15 protein-coding genes are annotated in these 16,381 nt (G+C 65.7%); 5 read left to right on the forward strand and 10 right to left on the reverse strand.

Annotated features, from left to right (window positions below):
* Nucleotides 1-361: 361 nt before the first annotated feature.
* A complete protein-coding gene (gene clpB / locus HLH36_RS18295; RefSeq protein ID WP_182987725.1) occupies nucleotides 362-2,965 on the reverse strand; it encodes an ATP-dependent chaperone ClpB in 2,604 nt (867 codons plus the stop codon).
* A 178-nt stretch (nucleotides 2,966-3,143) separates the two neighbouring features.
* Between clpB and HLH36_RS18300 the strand changes: the two genes are divergently transcribed.
* On the forward strand, nucleotides 3,144-3,371 hold the full coding sequence (locus tag HLH36_RS18300; RefSeq protein ID WP_182987757.1) for a type 2 periplasmic-binding domain-containing protein: 228 nt from the start codon (nucleotides 3,144-3,146) through the stop codon (nucleotides 3,369-3,371).
* On the opposite strand, the gene HLH36_RS18305 is transcribed toward HLH36_RS18300, so the two are convergent.
* The 6 genes from HLH36_RS18305 to miaA form a co-directional block, all read right to left on the reverse strand.
* Nucleotides 3,356-4,051 carry a fumarylacetoacetate hydrolase family protein gene (locus HLH36_RS18305; RefSeq protein ID WP_182987726.1) on the reverse strand — a complete coding sequence of 232 codons (696 nt, stop codon included), beginning with the start codon at nucleotides 4,049-4,051 and terminating at the stop codon, nucleotides 3,356-3,358. The genes HLH36_RS18300 and HLH36_RS18305 overlap by 16 nt on opposite strands.
* Before the next feature lie 65 nt (nucleotides 4,052-4,116).
* Nucleotides 4,117-4,626 (reverse strand): GNAT family N-acetyltransferase, encoded by a 510-nt coding sequence (locus tag HLH36_RS18310; RefSeq protein ID WP_246377031.1) that lies wholly within the window; start codon nucleotides 4,624-4,626, stop codon nucleotides 4,117-4,119.
* Nucleotides 4,627-4,860: 234 nt separating this feature from the next.
* On the reverse strand, nucleotides 4,861-5,880 hold the full coding sequence (gene ilvC, locus HLH36_RS18315; protein ID WP_182987728.1) for a ketol-acid reductoisomerase: 1,020 nt from the start codon (nucleotides 5,878-5,880) through the stop codon (nucleotides 4,861-4,863).
* A gap of 45 nt (nucleotides 5,881-5,925) precedes the next feature.
* The gene (gene ilvN, locus HLH36_RS18320) at nucleotides 5,926-6,435 is read right to left on the reverse strand and encodes an acetolactate synthase small subunit (protein ID WP_408871917.1); all 510 of its coding nucleotides are present in this window, start codon (nucleotides 6,433-6,435) and stop codon (nucleotides 5,926-5,928) included.
* 105 nt (nucleotides 6,436-6,540) lie between these two features.
* Nucleotides 6,541-8,367, reverse strand: coding sequence for a biosynthetic-type acetolactate synthase large subunit (gene ilvB, locus HLH36_RS18325; protein ID WP_182987730.1), 1,827 nt, complete (start codon nucleotides 8,365-8,367; stop codon nucleotides 6,541-6,543).
* A 72-nt stretch (nucleotides 8,368-8,439) separates the two neighbouring features.
* Nucleotides 8,440-9,438, reverse strand: coding sequence for a tRNA (adenosine(37)-N6)-dimethylallyltransferase MiaA (gene miaA, locus HLH36_RS18330; RefSeq protein WP_182987731.1), 999 nt, complete (start codon nucleotides 9,436-9,438; stop codon nucleotides 8,440-8,442).
* Between the two features lie 30 nt (nucleotides 9,439-9,468).
* Here miaA and serB point away from each other — a divergent pair, with 30 nt between their 5' ends.
* Complete coding sequence (serB, locus tag HLH36_RS18335; protein ID WP_182987732.1) at nucleotides 9,469-10,365, forward strand: phosphoserine phosphatase SerB; 897 nt, start codon at nucleotides 9,469-9,471, stop codon at nucleotides 10,363-10,365.
* Between the two features lie 130 nt (nucleotides 10,366-10,495).
* Here the strand turns inward: serB and HLH36_RS18340 are convergent, their stop codons facing one another.
* From HLH36_RS18340 to HLH36_RS18350, 3 genes are all read right to left on the reverse strand, one after another.
* Complete coding sequence (locus HLH36_RS18340; protein WP_182987733.1) at nucleotides 10,496-10,780, reverse strand: hypothetical protein; 285 nt, start codon at nucleotides 10,778-10,780, stop codon at nucleotides 10,496-10,498.
* A gap of 164 nt (nucleotides 10,781-10,944) precedes the next feature.
* Complete coding sequence (locus HLH36_RS18345) at nucleotides 10,945-11,166, reverse strand: hypothetical protein (RefSeq protein WP_182987734.1); 222 nt, start codon at nucleotides 11,164-11,166, stop codon at nucleotides 10,945-10,947.
* Nucleotides 11,167-11,292: 126 nt separating this feature from the next.
* Nucleotides 11,293-12,228, reverse strand: a complete 936-nt coding sequence (locus HLH36_RS18350; RefSeq protein ID WP_182987735.1) for a cation diffusion facilitator family transporter — start codon at nucleotides 12,226-12,228, stop codon at nucleotides 11,293-11,295.
* Nucleotides 12,229-12,411: 183 nt separating this feature from the next.
* Here HLH36_RS18350 and HLH36_RS18355 point away from each other — a divergent pair, with 183 nt between their 5' ends.
* The 3 genes from HLH36_RS18355 to HLH36_RS18365 all read left to right on the forward strand — a co-directional run bounded on the left by HLH36_RS18355 (nucleotide 12,412) and on the right by HLH36_RS18365 (nucleotide 16,300).
* A complete protein-coding gene (locus HLH36_RS18355; RefSeq protein WP_182987736.1) occupies nucleotides 12,412-13,251 on the forward strand; it encodes a nitrilase-related carbon-nitrogen hydrolase in 840 nt (279 codons plus the stop codon).
* Between the two features lie 167 nt (nucleotides 13,252-13,418).
* Complete coding sequence (locus tag HLH36_RS18360; protein WP_182987737.1) at nucleotides 13,419-14,222, forward strand: NAD kinase; 804 nt, start codon at nucleotides 13,419-13,421, stop codon at nucleotides 14,220-14,222.
* Nucleotides 14,223-14,944: 722 nt separating this feature from the next.
* Nucleotides 14,945-16,300 (forward strand): amino acid permease, encoded by a 1,356-nt coding sequence (locus HLH36_RS18365; protein WP_338030488.1) that lies wholly within the window; start codon nucleotides 14,945-14,947, stop codon nucleotides 16,298-16,300.
* Nucleotides 16,301-16,381 lie beyond the last annotated feature (81 nt).

A 16,381-nucleotide genomic window follows, 5' to 3' on the forward strand; every position in this document is an offset into this window, starting at 1 on the left:
AATCAAACCCAGGCTAAACCCAGATAAAACCAACCCCTAACAACCCATTCTCACAGGCCGTCAGAACGCCGCCAACATATCCCTTCCATTCCATTATTCTATTGTCAAAGACCGGTTCGAAGCGGCAGTGCCGTTCGGTGAGGCGGGTTTTACGGAGATCGGGGGGGGATGTCAACGCGCTTCAAAACAGCCCCAAAACACCCTGTTTTTCGCGGAAAACCGGCCCACCCAACCGGGAGCCCACACCCTTCTGTGGACAAAGCGTGGATAAGAAAATGAACTTTTTTCTGCTTTTCCATGTCAGAGCCGCGAAAAGCCCTGAACGGGGCGGCACATTGGATTGCGCCGCCCCGCCAACCGGTCAGTCTTCGGCTATCGACCGGCCGTTGATGGTCAGCCCCTTGTCATCGGCCGACACCTGGACGCGCTCGCCATCATGGATGGTGCCATCCAGCAGCAGCCCCGCCAGGGGGTTCTGCAACGTGCGCTGGATCACCCGCTTCAGCGGACGCGCGCCGTAGACCGGATCGTAGCCTTCCTCGGCCAGCCACAGATGCCCGGGCTCGTCCAGATCCAGCTCGATATGCCGGTCGTCCAGCAGCTTGCGCAGGCGTCCGATCTGGATATCGACGATCCGCGTCATGTCCGCCCGCTGGAGACGGGAGAACAGGATGATCTCGTCCAACCGGTTGAGGAATTCCGGCCGGAAGTGATTGCGCACCACCTTCATGACCTCGGCCTGCACCATATCGGTGGATTCATTGTCCGGCAGATGGGCCAGGACATCGGACCCCAGATTGCTGGTCAGGACGATGATGGTGTTGCGGAAATCGACCGTCCGCCCCTGCCCGTCCGTCAGCCGCCCGTCATCGAGCACCTGGAGCAGGACGTTGAAGACATCCTCGTGCGCCTTCTCCACCTCGTCGAACAGGATCACCTGATAGGGCCGGCGCCGCACGGCCTCGGTCAGCACGCCGCCTTCCTCGTAACCGACATAGCCCGGAGGCGCGCCGATCAGGCGGGAGACCGCATGCTTCTCCATGAACTCGCTCATGTCGATGCGCAGCAGGGCCTTCTCGTCATCGAACAGGAAGCGGGCCAGCGCCTTGCACAGCTCGGTCTTGCCCACACCGGTCGGGCCGAGGAACAGGAACGAGCCGATCGGCCGGTTGGGGTCCTGCAAGCCGGCACGCGCGCGCCGCACCGCATTGGCCACCGCCTTCAGCGCCGGCTCCTGGCCCACCACGCTGCGACGCAGTTCGTCCTCCATCCGCAGCAGCTTGGCCCGCTCGCCTTCCAGCATGCGGTCCACCGGCACGCCGGTCCAGCGCGACACGACGGAGGCGATGCCCTGTTCGGTCACGGCCTCACTGACCAGCCCGGCACCGGCAGCGGCACTCTCATTCGCCTCCTGCGCGCTGGCGATCTGCCCCTCCAGATTGGGGATAACGCCGTACATCAGCTCCGACGCCCGGCCCAGATCGCCGCGCCGCTGGGCGACCTCGACATCCGACCGCGCCTGGTCGAGCTGTTCCTTCAGCTTCTGGATCGCATTCACGCGGTCCTTCTCGGCATGCCAGGCCGCCGACATGGCGTTCGATTTTTCCTCGATCTCCGCCAGTTCGGCTTCCAGCTTCACCAGCCGCTCGCGGCTGGCGGCATCCTCTTCCTTGCGGATCGCCTCGCGCTCGATCTTCAACTGAATCAGCCGGCGGTCGAGTTCGTCCAGCTCCTCCGGCTTGCTGTCGATCTGCATACGCAGGCGGCTGGCCGCCTCATCCACCAGATCGATCGCCTTGTCGGGCAGGAAACGGTCGGTGATATAGCGGTTGGACAGCGTCGCCGCCGCCACCAGCGCGTTGTCGGTGATCCGCACGCCGTGGTGCAGCTCATACTTCTCCTTGATGCCGCGCAGGATCGAGATCGTATCGGGCACCGAGGGCTCGCCGACATAGACCGGCTGGAAACGCCGGGCCAGGGCTGCATCCTTCTCTATATACTTGCGGTACTCATCCAGCGTGGTCGCGCCGATGCAATGCAGCGTGCCGCGTGCCAGTTCCGGCTTGATCAGGTTGGACGCATCCATCGCGCCATCCGTCCGGCCGGCCCCCACCAGCGTGTGCATCTCGTCGATGAACAGGATCACCTGCCCCTCGGCGCTCTCGATCTCCTTGAGCACGGCCTTCAGCCGTTCCTCGAACTCGCCCCGGAACTTGGCACCAGCCACCAGCGCGCCGAGATCGAGCGACAGCAGCCGCTTGTTCTTCAGCGCCTCCGGCACGTCGCCATTGACGATGCGCAGGGCCAGCCCTTCGACGATCGCGGTCTTGCCCACCCCGGGCTCACCGATCAGGACCGGGTTGTTCTTGCTGCGCCGGGCCAGCACCTGGATCGCGCGGCGGATTTCCTCGTCGCGCCCGATCACCGGGTCCAGCTTGCCCTGCTGGGCGATCTCGGTCACGTCGCGGGCATATTTCTTCAGCGCGTCGAAACTGGCTTCGGCGTTCTCGCTGGTCACGGTACGGCCCTTGCGGATGGTGGCGACCGCCTTGTCCAGCGCCTGCGGCGTCGCACCGCCCTCACGCAGCGCGCGGCCGGCCGGCGTGTCCGAGGCGGCAATGGCCACCAGCAGGCGGTCCTGCGCCACATATTCGTCACCCGCCTTCTGCGCCGCGCTCTGCGCCGCATCCAGCAGCCGGACCAGATCGGGCGTGGCCTGGGGCTGACCGGCCCCACCACCCTGCACGCGGGGCAGCTTGGCCAGCGCGGCCTCCACCGCCGCCTGGATGGCCGGCGCCTGCCCACCGGCAGCGCGGATCAGCGCGGACGCCGCGCCTTCCGGGTCGTCCAGCAGCGCCTTCAGCAGATGTTCGGGCGTCAGTTGCTGATTGTACTCACGCACCGCGATCGTCTGCGCGGCCTGGAGGAACCCGCGCGACCGTTCGGTAAATTTCTCGATATTCATAATCCCATGTCCCTTTCACTCAGGCGACCTGAAGCTGAGGGTGCCATCCCTTCATAAGGCAACGGCACACCACACTGAGGTCGAGATGGGGATAATGAGACGTTGTTACAAGGGCCTGGAGACGCGCTGGCACATGACAGCCCCGCCCCTCGCGCGGCCGGTTTCATGACACCGATCATTGAAACCGGGGCGAGACCTCCTTAACTGCCGCAACGGCGCAGGCCTCGTCCAGATCGCCGCCGGGCGCACCGGACGGCTGCTGACGGTGATGGAAGCCTGGGAACCGAACACGGTCACCTTCTACGCCATCCACTCCGTCAGCACCGCCCACTCGCAGAAGATCGCGCTGTTCATCGGCGACCTGCTGGCGCCGGGCGGCATCATGGCCGATCAGACAGCGCCGTAGGTCACATCCAGCGTGCCGACCCCGACGCAGCTTGCATGCAGCATGTCACCCGGCTGCACCGCACCGACGCCCGCCGGCGTGCCGGTCATGATCAGATCGCCCGGCGCCAGTTCGACGAAGCCACTAAGCTGCGAGACGATATCGGCGACCGGCCAGATCATGTCCGACACATCACCCTGCTGACGGACCACCCCGTTCACCGACAGGGTGATGGGCCCGCGCTCCGGATGGCCGATCACAGCCACGGGCGCCACCGGCCCGATCGGGCAGGATTGATCGAACCCCTTGGCCAGCGCCCACGGCCGACCGGCCTTCTTGGCCTCGGCCTGCAGGTCGCGGCGCGTCATGTCCAGGCCCAGCGCATAGCCATAGACATGCGACAGCGCCTGATCCACCGGGATATCCCGCCCGCCGGTGCCGATCGCCACCACCAGCTCGACTTCATAATGCAGATTGGCGGTCCTGACCGGAAAGGGCAGCACCCCGCCACCAGGAACAACGGCATCGCCCGGCTTGGCGAAGAAGAAAGGCGGCGCCCGATCCGGATCGCTCCCCATTTCGCGCGCATGTTCGGCATAGTTCTGGCCGACGCACCAGATCCGGCGCACCGGGAAACGGGCATCGGTCCCCGTGACGGACAGGCTGGGCTGAGGCGGCTGAGCGATGACGTAATCGGTCATGGGGATGTCCTTATTGACTGAGCCGGGCAAGCTTATTCCCACTCTCCGCCGGCATGAAAGAGCCCTTACGCGGTAACATGCTTGCGCATCCGGACCAGCGGAACAGCAACCTCGTTCACGATCGCTTCGACCGTTTCAACGGGCCGATAACCGCTCGCCACATAAAGCGGCTGGCCGCTCAGCGTCGACATCAGTTCCACCGCCGAAAACCCAGCGGCACGGGCTGCCTGCTCGCACCCCGACAGGATCACACGGCCGATACCCTGCCGCGCGCAACGCGGGTGCGTATACATCGCACGGATCTTCGCGGCGTCACGGGCAGGGTCGAGAAGCTGCGGGTCGCGCAAGCTGGTGCTGTGATCGCCGCCATAAAGCGTCGCACGCCGGCTCCAGCCGCCGCATCCCACGATCTCGCCGTCCTTTTCGGCCACCAGATAGGTGCCGTCGACGACCAACTGCGTGTCCAGCCCCATGATCGCCCGGCTGGCCGCGATCTGTTCGGGGGTGAGGAATCCCGCCTGCAAGGTTTCGATCGACAGGGCGATCAGCGACCCCAATGCCGGAAGATCGGCCATGGTCGCCCATCGTGTGCTGACGGCGTGCATCACACAGTCCTTTCGATGGATTCCGGCAGGGTTTCTGTTCTTTTTTGCAAAAAAGAACCAAAAAACTCCTGATTCGTTCAGGAGCCTCATGCTGGGGACACATGATGTCCCTGAACAGATCAAAAATCTTTTTGCTTCTTTTTCGGAAGACAAAAGAAGATTACGGCCGGGCAGGTGCAATCACCCGCCCGGCCTGTCTCATGATCAGTTACGGGTCTTGTCGACCAGCGCGTTCTTGCCGATCCACGGCATCATCGCGCGCAGCTTCTCGCCGACCTGCTCGATCTGGTGGGCGTTGTTGCGGGCGCGGATCGCCTTGAAGCCGACATTGCCGGACTGGTTTTCCAGGATGAAGTTGCGCACGAACGTGCCATCCTGGATATCGGTCAGGACGCGCTTCATCTCGGCCTTGGTCTCGGAGGTCACGATGCGCGGGCCGGTGACGTATTCGCCATACTCCGCCGTGTTCGAGATCGAGTAGTTCATGTTCGCGATGCCGCCTTCATAGATCAGGTCGACGATCAGCTTGGTCTCGTGCAGGCACTCGAAATACGCCATCTCGGGAGCGTAGCCGGCCTCGACCAGCGTTTCGAAGCCGGCGCGGATCAGCTCGACCAGGCCGCCGCACAGCACGGCCTGCTCGCCGAACAGGTCGGTCTCGACCTCTTCCTTGAAGCTCGTCTCGATGATGCCGGCCCGGCCGCCGCCATTGGCCGAGGCATAGGACAGCGCGATTTCCAGCGCATTGCCCGACGCGTTCTGCGCCACGGCGACCAGCGAGGGCACGCCGCCGCCACGCTGATATTCCGAACGCACCGTGTGGCCGGGGCCCTTGGGCGCGATCAGGAACACGTCCAGGTCCGGACGGGCCTCGATGATGCGGAAATGGATCGACAGGCCGTGCGCGAACGCCAGCGCCGCACCCTGCTTCAGGTTGGCTTCCAGATGCTCCTTGTACAGCGCACCCTGGCCCTCGTCCGGCGTCAGCACCATCACGACGTCGGCCCAGGCGGCGGCGGCGGAGGGGTCCATGACCTTGAAGCCCGCGCCCTCGGCCTTGGCCACGGCGGACGAACCCGGACGCAGGCCGATCACCATCTCGGTGACGCCGCTATCCTTCAGGTTGTTGGCATGGGCGTGGCCCTGGCTGCCATAGCCGATGATCGCGACCTTCTTGGACTTGATCAGGTTCACGTCGGCGTCGCGATCATAATACACGCGCATGATAAGACCTCCTGTTGAAACAAAGAAAGAATGAAAGACCTGCGGTCAGATCGTCCGGGGCCCCCGGATGATCGCGGCCACGCCCGTGCGGGAGACTTCGGCCAGGCCGAGCGGACGCATCAGGTCGATGAACGAATCGAGCTTATCGGTCGCACCGGTCAGCTCGAAGACGAAGGATGTGGCGGTGGTATCCACCGCGCGCGCGCGGAAGGCCTCGGCAATGCGCAGGGCCTCGGTCCGGGCCTCGCCGCTCGAGACGACCTTCACCAGCGCCATTTCACGCGCGACATGCGGCCCCACCTGCGTCAGGTTGGCCACGCGATAGACCGGCACCAGCCGCCCCACCTGGGCCTTGATCTGCTCGATCACCTGCGGAGTGCCGGAGGTCACGATATTGATGCGCGACTGGTGGCGCGACTGCTCGACCGGCGCCACGGTCAGGCTTTCGATATTGTAGCCGCGGCCCGAAAACAGCCCGATCACGCGGGCCAGCACGCCGCTTTCGTTTTCCACCAGAATGGAGATGACCGCGGAGACAATCGTCTCGTCCTGCATGGTCATGATGAGAATTCCTGAACAGGGCCCGGCACGGGGCGAACCCCGCTGCCGGTATATATCAAGGGAGACGGCCGGAAGGGCCGGGGGCGAAAGGGCGTCGGATCAGACCAGCATGCGGCCCTCGGCGCTGACCTTCACCTCACCTTCCTGCTCGGGGCCCAGAAGCATCTGGTTATGGGCCGCGCCGGACGGGATCATCGGATAGCAGTTCTCGTCCTGCGCCACGCAGATATCGGCCACCACCGCGCCGGGCTCGGCCAGCATGGCGCGGATCACGTCGTCCAGCTCGCCCACGCAGGTCGCGCGCATGCCCTTGGCATGGAAGCTCTCGGCCAGGCGGATGAAATCCGGCAGGGCGGCGCTGTAGCTTTCGGAATAGCGCGAGCCATGCAGCAGTTCCTGCCACTGGCGGACCATGCCCATATACTGGTTGTTCAGGATGAACAGCTTCACCGGCAGGCGGTACTGGGCGATGGTGCCCAGTTCCTGGATGTTCATCAGCGTCGAGGCCTCGCCCGCGATGTCGATCACCAGCGCGTCGGGATGCGCGACCTGCGCCCCCACCGCCGCCGGCAGGCCGTAGCCCATGGTGCCCAGCCCGCCGGAGGTCAGCCAGCGGTTCGGCCGGTCGAACTGGAAATGCTGCGCGGCCCACATCTGATGCTGGCCCACTTCGGTCGACACGAATGTGTCGCGCCCCGTTTCCATCGCCAGCTCATACAACCGGCGGACGGCATATTGCGGCCGGATGATCGCCGAAGGCGTCCTGTCCTGCTCGAAATGCAGGCTGCGGATACCGCGCCAGGCATCGATCTGCTGCCACCACTGACCCAGCGCCGCCGGATCGGGCGCGCCGTCCTGGCGGTCCCATTCCTCCAGCATCATCTCGATCACGCGGCCGGCATCGCCGACGATCGGCACGTCGACCTGCACGATCTTGTTGATCTGCGAGGGCTCGATATCGGCATGGATCTTGAACGAATCCGGCGAGAACGCATCCAGCCGCCCGGTCACCCGGTCGTCGAACCGCGCACCCAGCGCAACCAGCACGTCGCAGCCATGGGTGGCCAGATTGGCCTCGTAGGTTCCATGCATGCCCAGCATGCCCAGGAACTGCCGGTCGGTGGTCGGATAGGCGCCCAGCCCCATCAGGGTCGAGGTGCAGGGGAAACCGGTCTTGCGCACCAGCCGGCCCAGCGCCTCGCTGGCCTGCGGGCCCGCATTGATGATGCCGCCACCGGTATAGAACAGCGGCCGGCGGGCACGCTTCATGGCCGCGACGGCGCGCACCACCGCCTCGCGCTCCGGCTCGGTGCGCGGACGGTAGGACGGATGCGGCGCGCGCGATGCCGGGGCATAGGGCGCGGAACCCACCGTGATGTTCTTGGGCAGGTCCACCACCACCGGGCCGGGACGGCCGCTGCGGGCGATGTGGAAGGCCTCATGCGCCACCCGGGCCAGATCGGCCGGGTTCTTCACCAGGTAATTATGCTTGGTGGCCTGACGGGTGATGCCCGTGGTGTCGGCCTCCTGGAACGCATCGGTGCCGATCAGCGGCACGCCGACCTGCCCGGTGAAGCACACCACCGGGATGGAATCCATCAGCGCGTCCACCAGGCCGGTCACGGCATTGGTCGCCCCCGGGCCGCTGGTGACCAGCACCACGCCGACCTTGCCGGTCGAGCGCGCATAGGCCTCGGCCGCATGGACCGCCGCCTGCTCGTGCCGCACCAGGATGTGACGCACCGCGTTCTGCTTGAACAGCGCGTCATAGATCGGCAGCACCGCGCCACCCGGATAGCCGAAGATGACATCGACCTCCTGCTCGACGAGAACGCGAAGCAAAACCTCGGCACCGGAGAGGACGATATCCGCTCCGTGGCCACGCGTGTTCGGCTTCAGGTCGTTCCGGTTGGGTGTCGCGTTCATGTCCCTGCTCCTCCGTCCGGCGTGTTTGACGCGGGGCCACAAGGCCCCCTCCGGACGGAATGTGGGCTGGGTTTAGGGAAACTGACGGCCCGCGTCAATCCGGTTTAGAATAAAAGAAATGACGTTGCCGTAATTTCTTTCCATTTGTTGCGCATCATTGCCAATCCGCGTGTCGATCACCCGCGTATCGGCCGCATCCGCCAGGCTGTGATGGGCAAACCAGGTCGTCTGCCGCCGCGTGTAGCGCCCGGTCGCCAGCACCGCGCGGCCCGCGGCCTCCTCCAATGTCAGCTCCCCGCGCAGATGGGCCGCCAGTTCCGGCACGCCATGCGCGCGCATCGCCGGCAGGGCCGGGGACAGGTCCTGCGCCAGCAGCGCCCGCACTTCCTCCAGCGCCCCGGCCCCCAGCATCGCAGCGAAGCGCCGCGCGATGGCGGCCCGCAACGCATCACGCGGCGGCTCCAGCCGCACCGCCACCCGGTGACAGGCCAGAGGCGGCAGCGTCGCGGCCCGGCGCCAATGGGCCATGCCGTGCCCGGTGCCCGACCAGACCTCCCACGCGCGGGCCACGCGCTGGCTGTCGGAGGGGCGCAGCGCGGCCGCACTTTCGGGATCGACCGCCGCCAGCCGGGCATGCAGCGCCGCCGATCCCTCTTCCTCGACCAGCCGGCGCGCCTCGGCCCGGGCTTCGGCACCGGGGTCGGGAATGTCGGTCAATCCATCGGTCAGCGCGCGCATATACATGCCGGTGCCACCACACAGCACCGGCAACCGCCCTTCAGCCCATGCCGCCTCGATTTCCGCTATCGCGCGGGCGCGCCACCAGGCGACGCTGCCGGTCTCGTGCGCGGGCAGCACACCATACAGACGGTGCGGCACGGCCGCTTCTTCCTCCGGCGTCGGCCGGGCCGTCAGCACCCGCAGGTCGCGATAGACCTGCATCGAGTCCGTATTGATGATCACGCTGTCCGTCACGCGCGCCACCGCCAGCGCCAGCGCCGATTTGCCCGAGCAGGTCGGCCCCGCGATCACCACCACCGGCCGTTGCGACAGATCCACCGCTTGCGTCATGCCGCCTTCCCTGTCACACGCCTGTTCGTCATGTCGCTGTCCCATACCATCACGCTCGTCGCCCGCCGCGACGCCACGACCCTGACCGACGCCGATGCCCGCGCCGCGCGGGACATGGTGAAGGGCGGCGTCCCCGTCATCCTCTCGCCCGGCGAGGCCGTGGATATTCCCAGCCCCGCGCCCCATCCGGGCATGCCGACGCTGGACACGATGCGCGCCGTCTTCGGCCCGCGCCAGATCGACGTCCTTCTGACGCGTTCGCGCGGACGACGCAAAGGGCTTCTGGTCGCCGACATGGACAGCACCATCGTCGCCAACGAGACGCTGGACGACCTGGCCGCCCATGCCGGCATCGGCGAGCGCATCGCCGAGATCACCCGCCGCTCGATGAACGGCGAGATCGACTTCGCCGCCGCCCTGCGCGAGCGCGTCTCCCTGCTGGCCGGCCTGCCCGCCACCCTGCTGGAAACCGCGTGGAAGGATGTCCGCCTCAACGAAGGCGCGCGCGAACTGGTGGCCACCATGCGCGCCCGCAACGCCCGCACCGCCCTGGTGTCCGGCGGCTTCACCTTCTTCACCGGCCGCGTCGCGGCCCTGTGCGGCTTCACCGAACATCATGCGAACGTGCTGGAAATCCAGAAGGGCATCCTGACCGGCACGGTCGGCGAGCCGATCCTGGGCCCCGACACCAAGCTGGCCCATCTGCGCCGCCTGGCCGAAGACGGGCGCCTGAAACCCGCCGCCACCATGGCCGTGGGCGACGGCGCCAACGACCTGGCCATGCTGAAGGACGCCGGCCTCGGCATCGCCTTCCACGCCAAGCCGATCGTCCGCGCGGCCATCGGCAACCGGGTGGACCATGCCAGCCTGCGTGCGCTGCTGTTCGCGCAGGGTTACCCGGCGGCGTCGTTCGTGACGGGCGAGTAAGAGCCTTCATTTTGTCTTCTGAAAAGAAGCAGAAAGACTTTCAATCGTTCGGGAGCACCCTCAGCTCATCGAATAGACGCTTGGCGCGCGCCATCCTACTGTGGCGGATATCCGCATATTGCAGCGGCATTTATGCCTGGTCGCCATGATGGGGATTGGAGAGGCCCGTGCCCTCCCTGGCCGCCTTTACCTTGATCTCCCGATAAAGGAAACTTCCAACAACCGTTATCGCCGTTGAACTCCCAACGGCGATGGCCGCATTATCATGCCCGGATATTGCAAGAAGATATGTGCAATACATAGCAATAGAGAAAGCTGAAAGCGCAAATATGCGCTGCACCAGTGCATCGCAAAACTGGAACACTTGCGCTCTCAAGCGCATCTTTCTTTCAGCTTCAGAGTTTTTCTCCGCCATCGACATAATTCTGTCCGGGAGGTCTTCTCTGACCTCCTTAATACCCAGACATTTCTTCGGATGCCGGAATAGGCCCGGTGACGGTCTTTTGCGCAGCCATCATGATCGCGCCCGCCCCGGAAGGAAGGGGGCCATAGATCGGCGTCTGCGGTATATGAGCCGGATTAGTGATTGATGAGGGGATGGGAGACACGTCCGATTTCGGCATCAATCTGATTCATTGAATGGCGCATTGATTCCCCCGTCGCCTTCCACGCCGATGATGCGATATCGTCAGCTGTTGAGATAGGGTAATCTCTTGCGGGGACGCCCAGATCAAGCAATTCATTGAATGCATTCAGGATTGAGCGCGCCGAAACTGATTTTAGCATTGCTTCCTCCGTCACCAATGGTTGCTATCCACGTCAAATTGGACATGGCACAGTTTTCCGTCAAGTGAACTCTGCCGTCTCAATTCGGGTGCCCCAAGCGCACCTTCCTATCCGCTTCCATTCTTTCGTATCATCTGGCTCCTACTGCCGCCCTTTCGCCATCCGCGCCGACGCATCCTGCGCCTCGATGAACACATGCGTCACCTCGGGCACCGCCGCGCGGATCTGTTCCTCGATATGAGAGACTGACCGTTCCACCTGCCCGGCGCTCAACCCGTTGTCGAAATCCAGGCTCAACGCCACCAGCACATCCGACGGGCCGAAATGCATCGAGCGCATTTCGTTCAGCCCCAGCACACCCGGTTCACGCAGGGCCAGGGCCCGGACCTTGGCCTGGGATTCCACCGCCATGCCCTCCCCGGTCAGCAGCGACTGGGTTTCCCGCGCCAGGAAGGCGGCGGTCACGGTCAGGATCATACCGATCAGGATCGAGGCCACGCCGTCGAGCATCGGCAGATCCAGCGTTTCCGCCAGGATATTGCCCAGCAGCGCGACCAGCAGGCCGCACAGCGCCGCCGTATCCTCGAACAGCACGGTAAAGACGGTCGGGTCCTTGCTGTGGCGCACCGCCTCGATCCAGCCGCGCCGGCCCTTGCCGTTGCGCCGGAATTCCCGCAGTGCCGCCAGCCACACCGAACCCTCGAACAGGATGGCCAGCGCCAGCACCACATAATTGACAACGACATGATCCATCGGCTGGGGATGACGAATGCGGCTGACACCCTCGATCACCGAGACGCCGGCCCCGAGGCCGAAGATCAGCAGCGCCACCACGAAGGTCCAGAAATACAGCTCCAGCCCGTAGCCGAACGGATGCAGCGGCGTGGCCGGGCGCGCGGCGCGGCGCAGGCCCACCAGCAGCAGCATCTGGTTGCCGGTGTCGATCAACGAATGGATCGCCTCGCTCAGCATCGCGGCGCTGCCGGTCGTGAAGGCGGCGACGAACTTGACGACCGCGACCAGCAGGTTACCCCCCAGGGCCGCGTAGATCACGAAACGGGACGAAGAGGCGGCCATGGTCACTCCGGACAGCGAAGGCCCAGCATAGACCGGATGCCGGCCGCATCGAAGATGCCGACACCGAAAACCACCCTCGGGAGCGGGCGGCAGTTGCGGGCGGGTCGGCCCGCACCTTATAAAAGGCGGCTCGAGACCATGGATCGGCCGGCCGGCCGCGTCCGCTTTCGCACGGAGTGTCAGGTGCGCACCACTGTCGTCCAGATGGCCCCCGGCGCGTCCCTGCCGGACAATATCGCCCAGGCCAGCGACCTGATCGCGGCCGCCGTCGCCGCCGACCGGCCCGAGCTGGTGGTGCTGCCGGAAATCTGGAGCTGCCTGGGCGGCGCGGCCGAAACCAAGTTCGCCAATGCCGAGGAACTGCCCGCCCCCGGCACCACGGCCGGCACCGGCCCGCTCTATCGTTTCCTCTCCGAGACCGCGCGCACGCACGGCATCACCCTGCATGGCGGCTCGATCGGCCAGCGATATGGCGGCAAGCTGCTGAATACCAGCCTCGTCTTCGGCCCCGACGGGGTGGAACGGGCACGCTACAGCAAGATCCACCTGTTCGACATCACCACCCCCGGCGGCGAAGGCTATCGCGAAAGCGACACCTACGCCCCGGGCGAGGACGTCGTGACCGTCCCGGTGGGCGCGTTCACCGCCGGGCTGGCCATCTGCTACGACCTGCGCTTCGCTGAACTGTTCCTGGCCCTGCGCAAGCGCGGCGCGAACGTGATCGTGCTGCCGGCGGCCTTCACCGCCGAGACCGGCGAGGCCCACTGGGCCACGCTGCTGCGCGCCCGGGCGATCGAAACCCAGTGCTGGGTCGTGGCCTGCGGCACCACCGGCACCCATATCGATGCGGGGGGACATGCCCGGCGGACCTACGGCCATTCCATGATCATCGACCCGTGGGGCACGATCGTCACCCAGGCGTCGAACGGCATCGGCTGGGCCACGGCCACCCTGACCCTCCACCAGGTCGAGCGTGTCCGTGCCGGCATGCCCGTGCTGGCCCATCGCCGCCTGGGAGCCTGACCGGACATGCGCGCTGGCGGCAATCCGACGCGCGTTTCCTGCGCTTCGCTCCGATGCCCGGAAACCCACGCCGGGCGCGGTCCTTGCGGGCCGCTCTCGCTCGCCTGCCCACATTTCCGGTCAGGCTCTGACTACGTGACAACGCTCCACCCGGCCGCGACCGTGCGATGACCGAAGTCCATCCCCCCGTCTGGCCCCGCAGTGGCGCGCCGCGCCGCCTGTGCTTCATCTCGGCCCCGAACGACGCCGCCCGCCGGACGCAGGACGAGCTGGTCGCCCGTTACGGCCAATATGCCCCGCCGGACGCCGATGCCGTCATCTGCCTGGGCGGCGACGGCTTCATGCTGGAGACGCTGCACAGCATGCTGGGCGAGCCGACGCCGGTCTACGGGATCAATTGCGGATCGGTCGGGTTCCTGATGAATCCGTCCCTGCCCGACGACCTGCCGGCCCATCTGGCACACACCCAGGCCGCGACGCTGCACCCGCTGCGCATGTGCTCGGTCGACCGCGCGGGTGTCGAGACCAGGGCCCTGGCCCTGAACGACGTGTTCCTGTTCCGCCAGACCCGACAGGCCGCGAAGATCGAGATCGAGGTCGATGGCCGGGTTCGTATGCCGGAACTGATCTGCGACGGCGTGCTGGTCGCCACCCCCGCCGGGTCGACCGCCTACAACCTGTCCGCCCACGGGCCGATCGTCCCGCTCTCGGCCAATCTCCTGCCCCTGACCCCGATCAGCGCCTTTCGTCCCCGGCGCTGGCGCGGCGCGCTGCTGCCCTCCACCGCGCGGGTGACGCTGACGATCCTGGAAAGCGAGAAACGCCCCGTCGCGGCCGTCGCCGATTTCACGGAAGTCCGCGACGTGGTGCGGGTCGAGATCGCCGAGGACCGCACCCTCCACGCCACCCTTCTGTTCGACGCGGACCAGAGCCTGTCCGAACGGATTCTGGCGGAACAGTTCACGGTCTGAGAAACTGTCTCGAATAGCCCCGCTGACCCACGCCGAAAGCGATATCCCATCCGCCCTCATCGCCTGGCCCCTTGCCCGCGGCCTGCCATTGCCCGTCACGGCGCTGGCCCGCACATTGCTGGAACGGCGCCGGTCTGACGTGGAAAAAGTCCCTTCTCTTGTTTTACGAAAAAAGAAGCAAAAAGACCTCTGATCCGTTCAGATCCAGCACGTGACACAGAAAAAATCCTGAGCAGATCAAAAGTTTTTTGGTTCTTTTTTCAAAAAAGAACAGAAGCCAGCACGTCTCCACCTACCCCGCCCATCCTACCGTTACAGGCATGCACAGCAACGGCTTCACATGACACTCGCCGTCCGGCGTCCATGGGCCAGCGTGGCGGGCTCCGCCGCCGGCTATGCGATGGACGGGTTCGCTTTCCTGATCCTGAGCTTCATCATGCCGGCCTTGATGCAGGGGGCTGGTCAGTGCCACGCTCTTCGGCACCGTGGCCGGCGGGCAGGTCGGTCGCCATCGCCGCCTTGGCCCTGGTCAGGAATGGGCCGCCAGCCCACCGGCCGACAGTACGCAATTGACCCCGGCACGCTGCCCTACCATATCGGTCCTAAAACAATATGGACAATCGCGCCATTGTTCGCATCCTGATACGAATCCGGCACATGTTCTGAAGCCGGATGCCCCGTACCCGGGCCGGGCGGCGCCCGGACAACGGAAAGGACAAGACGTGGCGCCAGGCAGCATCGACTCCACACCGGCGGCATCGCTGCGCATTCGCCATATCACCATGATCTCGCTCGGCGGCGTCATGGGGGCGGGTTTCTTCATCGGCTCCTCGGGCGCCATCGCCATGGCGGGGCCGGCGGTACTGCTGTCCTATGCCTTCGCCGGCATCCTGATCTTCTTCGTCAACCTGATCCTGTGCGACCTGCTGGGCCGCACACCGCATCGCGGGTCCTTCGTCAGCCAGGTCGGCCATATCCTCGGCCCGCGCTACGGCTTCGTCATGGGCTGGACCTACCTGCTGGTCTGGATCACCACGCTGGCGGCGGAAATCATGGCCGCCGCCTCGCTCCTCGCCCCGCTGGTGCCGCTAGCGTACTGGCTGCTGGAACTGCTGGTGCTGGGCAGCATGACCGCGCTCAACCTCGCCTCGGTGCGCGGATATGGCGAGACCGAATATTGCCTGTCCTTCACCAAGGTCGCCGCCGTGGTGATCTTCATCCTCATCGGGGTGATCGCGCTGGCCACGGGCCATCATGTGCCCCACGCCGCGTTCCTCGGCGGCAGCCTGTTTCCACATGGCGGCGTGGCCATTCTCAGCGCCGTACCTATCGTCCTCTTCTCGATGGCCGGCACCGAGATCGGCACTATCGCGGCGCTGGATTCCGACCAGCCGAAGAAGAACATCGCCCGCCTCGCCCGCACCATCGCCATCCGCCTGCTGGGCTTCTACCTGTCCTCGATCGCCGTCATCCTCTGCCTGCTGCCATGGCAGAGCATTACCCCCGGCCATTCGCCCTTTCTCCAGGTGCTGGACGCGCTGCGCATCCCCTTCGCCGATACGCTGATGACCATCGTCATTCTCGCGGCCGTTCTCTCCACGCTGAATTCCGGCCTCTACGCGTCGTCCCGGATTCTGCGCGATGTCGCCGTCGCCGGAAACGCGCCCGCCACGCTCAGGGCCACCGCCCCGGCCAGCGGCATTCCGCACCGGGCCATTCTGTGCGTGGCCGCCGCCAGCGCCGCCGTCGCGGCCTCGGCCATCCTTTCACCCACCCTGGTCTTCGCGTTCCTGATCAGCGTCGTCGGCGTCTTCATCATCGCGGGCAACATGATGATCGTCCTCGCCCGGCTGTATCTGGTGCGAGACGGGCGCCGGGCCGCGCTCCTGACCCTGGCGGGCCTTGCCGCCGTCCTCGTCGCCATGGCGGTCGATCCGCATGCCCGCCACGAGCTTGCCCTCGGCGTGGTGGCGATCGGCGGCATCGTGGGGCTGGAACGGATCGTGTCCGGCCTGCGCCGGCGGGCGGGAGAAGGTCGGGCTCCGCCCGAACCCGCAAGGGGCCAGTCGGCCCCTTGACCCCAATTCGTTAAGAAAACAAATGGTTTCCAAAGGCACCGCCTTTGGCGGGGTGCGGGGCAGAGCCCCGCGAAAGAGCCC

The organism is Gluconacetobacter aggeris (genome assembly GCF_014174395.1).
GTDB lineage: Bacteria > Pseudomonadota > Alphaproteobacteria > Acetobacterales > Acetobacteraceae > Gluconacetobacter > Gluconacetobacter aggeris.